Origin of the sequence: Nocardioides sp. (genome assembly GCF_016462705.1) — a bacterium.
GTDB lineage: Bacteria > Actinomycetota > Actinomycetes > Propionibacteriales > Nocardioidaceae > Nocardioides.
Genome location: NZ_JAEMSS010000228.1, coordinates 1 through 5,674 on the forward strand (window position 1 = coordinate 1; position 5,674 = coordinate 5,674).

At 71.1% G+C, this 5,674-nt stretch carries 7 protein-coding genes and 2 tRNA genes; 2 read left to right on the top strand and 7 right to left on the bottom strand.

All coding sequences use genetic code 11. The annotated features are described in order from the left end of the window. Window positions 1-176 precede the first annotated feature (176 nt). Complete coding sequence (locus JHD21_RS20000; protein WP_292678891.1) at window positions 177-737, top strand: DM13 domain-containing protein; 561 nt, start codon at window positions 177-179, stop codon at window positions 735-737. A gap of 38 nt (window positions 738-775) precedes the next feature. Here the strand turns inward: JHD21_RS20000 and JHD21_RS20005 are convergent, their stop codons facing one another. From JHD21_RS20005 to JHD21_RS20025, 5 genes are all read right to left on the bottom strand, one after another. Further along, on the bottom strand, window positions 776-1,630 hold the full coding sequence (locus JHD21_RS20005; RefSeq protein ID WP_292678894.1) for a hypothetical protein: 855 nt from the start codon (window positions 1,628-1,630) through the stop codon (window positions 776-778). 188 nt (window positions 1,631-1,818) lie between these two features. After that, window positions 1,819-1,891, bottom strand: a tRNA-Ala gene (locus JHD21_RS20010). Between the two features lie 30 nt (window positions 1,892-1,921). Then, the gene (locus JHD21_RS20015) at window positions 1,922-2,047 is read right to left on the bottom strand and encodes a DLW-39 family protein (RefSeq protein WP_292678896.1); all 126 of its coding nucleotides are present in this window, start codon (window positions 2,045-2,047) and stop codon (window positions 1,922-1,924) included. Between the two features lie 38 nt (window positions 2,048-2,085). Beyond that, the gene (locus JHD21_RS20020) at window positions 2,086-3,663 is read right to left on the bottom strand and encodes an NAD(P)/FAD-dependent oxidoreductase (protein WP_292678899.1); all 1,578 of its coding nucleotides are present in this window, start codon (window positions 3,661-3,663) and stop codon (window positions 2,086-2,088) included. Between the two features lie 48 nt (window positions 3,664-3,711). After that, window positions 3,712-4,317, bottom strand: coding sequence for a TetR/AcrR family transcriptional regulator (locus JHD21_RS20025; protein WP_292678902.1), 606 nt, complete (start codon window positions 4,315-4,317; stop codon window positions 3,712-3,714). A gap of 80 nt (window positions 4,318-4,397) precedes the next feature. On the opposite strand from JHD21_RS20025, the gene JHD21_RS20030 reads away from it, so the two are divergent. Continuing rightward, window positions 4,398-4,904 (top strand): DUF2834 domain-containing protein, encoded by a 507-nt coding sequence (locus JHD21_RS20030; protein WP_292678903.1) that lies wholly within the window; start codon window positions 4,398-4,400, stop codon window positions 4,902-4,904. 70 nt (window positions 4,905-4,974) lie between these two features. Here the strand turns inward: JHD21_RS20030 and JHD21_RS20035 are convergent. Together JHD21_RS20035 and JHD21_RS20040 are read right to left on the bottom strand one after the other, a co-directional pair. Further along, window positions 4,975-5,048: transfer RNA gene (locus tag JHD21_RS20035), tRNA-Ile, on the bottom strand. Window positions 5,049-5,141: 93 nt separating this feature from the next. Further along, window positions 5,142-5,674, bottom strand: a 533-nt coding sequence (locus JHD21_RS20040) for a DUF3566 domain-containing protein (protein ID WP_292678905.1), incomplete at its 5' end; no start/stop codon positions are given.

Below are 5,674 nucleotides of genomic sequence, written 5' to 3' on the forward strand. Positions count from 1 at the left end.
TGCTGGCCCCGGTGACCACGGTGGCCGGCGCGACGGCGCTGGCCCTCCTCGCCCGCGTGGTGCACGCCGGCGCGGACGGGCTGATGGCCGCGGGCTGGTGGGCGCTCGCCCGCCGGAGGTCCGCCGTTCCGAAACCGTAAGGGTTGCCCGGCCCACCGGTCCCCATACTCGGGAGCATGAAGCGGGTGGTGCTGTGGCTGGTGCTGGGGCTGGCGCTGGTGGCGGTCGTGATCGGTGCCGCGCTGTTCCAGCCGTGGCGGCTGTTCACCGACAGCACCGTCGACGAGGCCGCGCCGACCAGCAGCCTCACGCCGAGCGCGAGCCCGACGACCGAGGTCCCGACCGAATCACTGGCCGCTGACGAGCCGACCGAGAGCGTCCCACCGCCACCGCAGGACCGGGTCCTGGCCACCGGCGAGTTCGAGGACGCCGAGCACGGCACGACCGGCACCGCGAGGATCCTGGAGCTGGCCGACGGGCGCCGGTTCCTTCGCCTGGAGGGCCTCGCGACCTCCGACGGCCCGGACCTGCACCTGTGGCTGACCGACCAGCCGAGCGGGGGCGACTGGGGCTCCTACGACGACGGCCGCTACGTCCGGCTCGGCGACCTCAAGGCCAACAACGGCAACCAGAACTACGAGATCCCGGCGACGGCGGACCTCGACGGGCTGCGGTCAGTGGTGATCTGGTGCGACCGGTTCAACGTCGCGTTCGGGACCGCGCCCGTCGCGCTGTAGCCCTGCGCTCGGGGTCCGGTCCGTTCCTCAGGCCCGGGTCAGCCGCAGTTGTCGCACACGCCGGTCGCCGGGATGGCCATGAAGCAGGTCGGGCAGGTGTTGACCGGCACGGCCTCGCGGGCGACCTTGCGGGCCCGGGCTCGCGACGCGGCCAGGCGCGGGGTCAGCGACGCCGTACCGCCGTCCTCGGGAAGCCGGACCGCCTTGTGGAAGCGGTAGCACTCCAGCCGCTGGTCGGCCGCGTGCAGGTCACCGTCCTCGGGCACCTCGCCCGTCGCCTTCCCCACCGCGACGGCGTAGCCCTCGCCGACACTGCCCAGGGCGTTGACGCAGAGCGAGGACAGGTTCGGCTCCTGGCGCTCGGCGCACTCGACGGCCACCCGGGCCAGCACGTCGCCGAGCCAGTGCTGGGGCAGCTGGCTGGTGCGGATCCGGGTCCGCTCCTGCACCAGGGCGGCCAGCTCCTTGTAGGTGATGACCGCGCGGTAGCCGCGGGCCACGTCGGCCAGCGAGTCACGCGCGGCACGGGCCCAGGCGACCCGGGCCTCCTCGAGGTCGAGGTCGGCCGCCTCGCGCCACGGCTCGTCGTCGTCCGCGCCGAAGTGGCCGGAGTCGTCGGGCCCGGACACGTCGAAGCCCAGGTCGCGGAGGAGCTTGGCGGCGCCGCTCCGGCCGCCCGAGAACTCCTCGGAGTCGAGAGCCCGCCCGGCGGCGTAGCGGTGCGCCACCCCGACGATGGCCTTCGAGTCGTAGTCGCGGTCGTTGAGCACCAGCAGGTACTCACGAGCCCGCCCGTAGCCGTAGTGGCTGAGGAACTGCTCGGTCCCGAGGCGGTCGCACTCGGCGGTCGCGGCAAGAACGTGTCCGCGTGTGATCACGCCGAGGTCGGTCATACCCTCGACAGTACTGACGTCGGAACCGGAGCCCGGCATCCACGAGCCCCGGTGGGCTGAACCACCTGCGCCGGCGACCCAGTTGTGGCGGTGGAGCCTAGGGGACTCGAACCCTTCACCCCCTGCTTGCAAAGCCCAGGATGGACAGAGCCGCTACCAATTGCGCCAAGGCCCGAAAGACCGAGCGGTGGAGCCTAGGGGACTCGAACCCCTAACCCCCTGCTTGCAAAGCAGGTGCGCTACCAATTGCGCCAAGGCCCCGGGTGCTGCGTGCTGCTGTGCTGGGGGAGGTCAGCTGCGCTTGACCGCGTCCGTCGCCTCGGCCCAGAGGGCCTGCTCGGCCTTGCTCTCGTCGATCTTCTTCTTGGCGATCACGGCGCCCGCGGCGGCGGCGGCCAGGAGCAGCAGCTTCTTCACGCGGGGCAGGCTACCAACCGCCCACGGCCCCGGCAGATTCAGCGAGCGTCCTCCAGGGCGGCGTGCGCGGCGTTGTAACCCGGGACGAAGGTGATGCCCGGGCCGCCGTGGCAGCCACAGCCGCCCAGGCAGAGGCCCGCCAGGGGCAGCGGGTCGTGCACGTAGCCGCGCGGGCCCGGCCGGTTGTGGCCCATCTGGTCGGCGTGCATCAGGCCGTGGCAGTAGTCGCCGCCGGGGGCTCCGAACATCGTGCCCATGTGCTTGGGGGTGAACGTCGTGTGCCGGATGATCTTCGACTCGAAGTCGGGGGCGATGCCGTTGATCCGCTCGATCACCCGCTGCCCCATCTCCACCTTGAGAGCGCCGTAGCGCTCGGGGTCGGCCTCGACCGGGAACCACAGCGCGAACGCCGACGCGGCGACCTTGCCCGGCGGCGCGAGGTCGGGGTCGTGGACGCTCGGGAACTGCAGGGCGACCGCGGGGCGCTCCGGCACGATGCCCTTGCGGCAGTCCTCCCACTGCTGCTGGAGCTCCTCAGGGGTGGCGAACAGGCCGATGCTGCCCTGGTTGGCAGGGTCGTTGAGCATCTCGTACGGCGCCGCGAAGGTCGGCATGCCGTCGAGGGCGAAGTGCATCTGGACGTAGCTGCCGCGGTGGTCGATGCCGCGGTAAGGAGCCAGGCTCTCGTCGGGCAGCGCGCCCGGCTGCACCAGGTCGAGCACCGTCAGGTCCGGCGCGAGCGACGAGACCACGACCGGTGCCGGGATCTCCTCGCCGCTCTGCTGGTCATGCGGGGCGAGCCGGACACCGGTCACCCTCCCGTCGGTCGCCAGGATCTGGTCGACCGACGCGTTCATCCGCAGCTCCCCGCCGGCCGCCTCGAACTGCTCGACCAGGTGCTCGGACAGCACGCCGATGCCGCCCCGGATCTTGGACACGAGCTGCGCCTCGGCCGAGGGCATCGCGAAGCCGTAGGCCAGTGACGCGGCCGTGCCCGGGGTGGCCGGACCGCGGTAGACGGTGTTGATCGCGAGGAACGACAGCATCCCCCGCAGGGCGCCGTGCTTCTCCTTGTCCGGGATGAACCGGTCCAGCACGTCGGTCACCGACCCGTAGATGAGGTCGTCGATGGCCTGCCGCTCGAAGGCGTTGGTCGCGACGGCGTACATCTCGTCCAGCGTCTTCGGCAGCGCGCGCGCCTCGAAGCGCCCCAACGCCTTGGCGGGCGCCGTGCTCCACGCGGCCAGCATCGCCATCGCGTCGACGACCTCCTCGCCGTGCACGCCGACCAGGTGCTCGAAGAGCCGCATCGGGTCCGTGTAGTAGATGAGCGGCTCGTCCCCGTTGCCGAGCAGGGACACCGACATCACCTCGAGGTCGACCGTGGGCAGGGTGTCCAGCCCGAGCTCGCGGCTCACCTCGGCCGACGTGCTGATCTGCACCGAGCCGGCGATCTCGAAGCGGTAGCCGTCGAAGAGCTCGACGTTGGACGCCATCCCGCCGGTGTAGCGCTTCGACTCCAGCAGCAGGGTCCGCAGCCCCGCCCGCTGGAGCACCAGGGCGGAGGTGAGGCCGTTGTGCCCGGCACCGATGACGATCGCGTCGTACTGGGTCATGCGCCGCAGGCTGTCAGCGCGCGCTGGTTTCGTCAACAGTGACAAAAGTCAGACGGGCGCCTCGTGCCTCAGCTGGTCGAGCGCCAGCTGGCACAACCGGGACAGCTCGGCCATGGTGCGCTCGCCGTGCACCATCCAGGTCTCCATCGCCGCGAACGTCGCCGCGGCCAGCGTCCGGGCGGTGACCGCGGCCGCCAGGTGCTCGTCAGCGGTGACGGGCGGTTCGCGACGGGTCAGGTGGTCGCTGAGCGCGCGGGCGAAGTCCGCCTCGACGCCACGCAGGTGTCGCACGATCCGGTCGTGGTCGAGCTGCTCCACGCGGAGGGCGGCCATCTGGGTCATCTGCGCGATCGCGTCCACGTCCTGCGGGAACGCGAAGATCGCGGCCTGGACGGACTGGACCAGCGGCTCGTCCGCCGGCCGGGAGGCGAGGGCCGCGCGGAACCAGTGCAGGCCGGCGTCGTAGTCGGCGAACAGCAGGTCGTGCTTCGTGGCGAAGTGCCGGTAGAACGTTCGCACGGTGACACCGGCGTCCGCGGCGATCTGCTCCACGGACGTCGCCTCCACGCCCTGGGTCATGAACCGGGACAGCGCCGCCCGGCGGAGTGCGGCCCGGGTCCGGGTGCTGCGCACGGTCTGCGGCTCGCGGGCCATGCCGGGCACGCTACCGGAACACCGTGCGACCAGTTGTGTCACCGTTGACAGAACTTGCCGACGGTCTCGACACTCACGGCATGATCGCGCTCGTCGTCCACCTGGTCCTCGGCGTCGTCTCCGTGTGGCTGGTCGTGCGGGCCAACCCGCTGGCCGTGCGGCGAGTGGTCGGTGGGCCGGCACTCACCCTGCTCGAGGCGGCGTACCTCCTCGTCGGGGTCGTCTCGATCGCCCTCGGCTACTGGTTCAACTACCAGTTCGTGCAGGACTACCGACCTGCCGACGGGGGGAACGCGTTCACGGGCCCGGGCAGCTGGACGGACTTCACCGCCAAGATCTTCGACAACCCCGCCTCGGCGTCGGCGGGCCAGGACTACATCTGGATCAACCTGGTGGTCCTGCCGCTCTTCACGATCGTCGACGGCTACCGTCGGGGCCTGCGCCGGCCGTGGCTGTTCTTCGTGGCCACGCTGTTCACCAGCTGTGCGTTCGGGCTGTGCCTCTACCTGTACGTCGCCGAGCGAGCGCGGCGGCACGGGGCGTGGTCGGAAAGGCCAGCCCCGCAGGCGGTCGGATTCGGTGGGTAGCGCTGCAAGCGCAGCTTCCTGCCCGCGTGCGCCGACGCAGCGCTTCGCGCACCGGGGTGCATGTCGTGAGTGGGCCTAAGAGGACTTGAACCTCTGACCTCTTCCTTATCAGGGAAGCGCTCTAACCGTCTGAGCTATAGGCCCGCCGCATCCCGGGCGAAGCCGGGACGCGAGGGGGAACGTTACCGGAGGAGGTGACGCGCTCCCAAAAGGAGGTGCCCCCTCAAGCAGACCAGCTCACTTGTCCTCGGCGAGCGTGACCTCGATGCCGCCGAGCAGCGAGGCGGACATGTTGTAGAGGAACGCGCCGAGGGTGGCGATGGCGGTCAGCAGGACCACGTCGACGGCGGCGACGATCATCGCGAAGCCGACCACCCGGCGGGTGCCCAGGTAGTCCTCGATGTCGAACGTCGTGGCGCTCTCGCCGCCCAGGACGTCGCGCACCGTCTGGGTGATGGAGGACCACACGTCGGCGGTGTCGAGGACCGTCCAGACCATGAAGACCGAGACCACGACCACGATGCCGAGCGCGATCGAGAGCAGGAACGACGTCTTCATCACCGACCACGGGTCGATGCGGGTCATCCGGAGCCGGGCCCGGCGGCTGACCGCCTTGGGGGCCTTCTCCGCCGGCGCGGCGGCCGGTGTCCTCGAGGAGCCCTTGGACTGCTTCTGCTCGCGAGCGGCCTGCTTGGCGGCCGCACGTTCGGCCGCCTTGGCGTCCCGCTCGGCCTGGCGCTCGTGCTTGACCGCAGGAGCCGGGGTCGGGG

What these genes read in the sequence shown, in the direction of transcription:
- JHD21_RS20000 (WP_292678891.1), top strand. Translation starts at nt 177, where the DNA reads ATGAAGCGGGTGGTGCTGTGGCTGGTGCTGGGGCTGGCGCTGGTGGCG.
- JHD21_RS20025 (WP_292678902.1), bottom strand. Translation starts at nt 4,317, where the DNA reads ATGGCCCGCGAGCCGCAGACCGTGCGCAGCACCCGGACCCGGGCCGCA.
- JHD21_RS20005 (WP_292678894.1), bottom strand. Translation starts at nt 1,630, where the DNA reads ATGACCGACCTCGGCGTGATCACACGCGGACACGTTCTTGCCGCGACC.
- JHD21_RS20030 (WP_292678903.1), top strand. Translation starts at nt 4,398, where the DNA reads ATGATCGCGCTCGTCGTCCACCTGGTCCTCGGCGTCGTCTCCGTGTGG.
- JHD21_RS20020 (WP_292678899.1), bottom strand. Translation starts at nt 3,663, where the DNA reads ATGACCCAGTACGACGCGATCGTCATCGGTGCCGGGCACAACGGCCTC.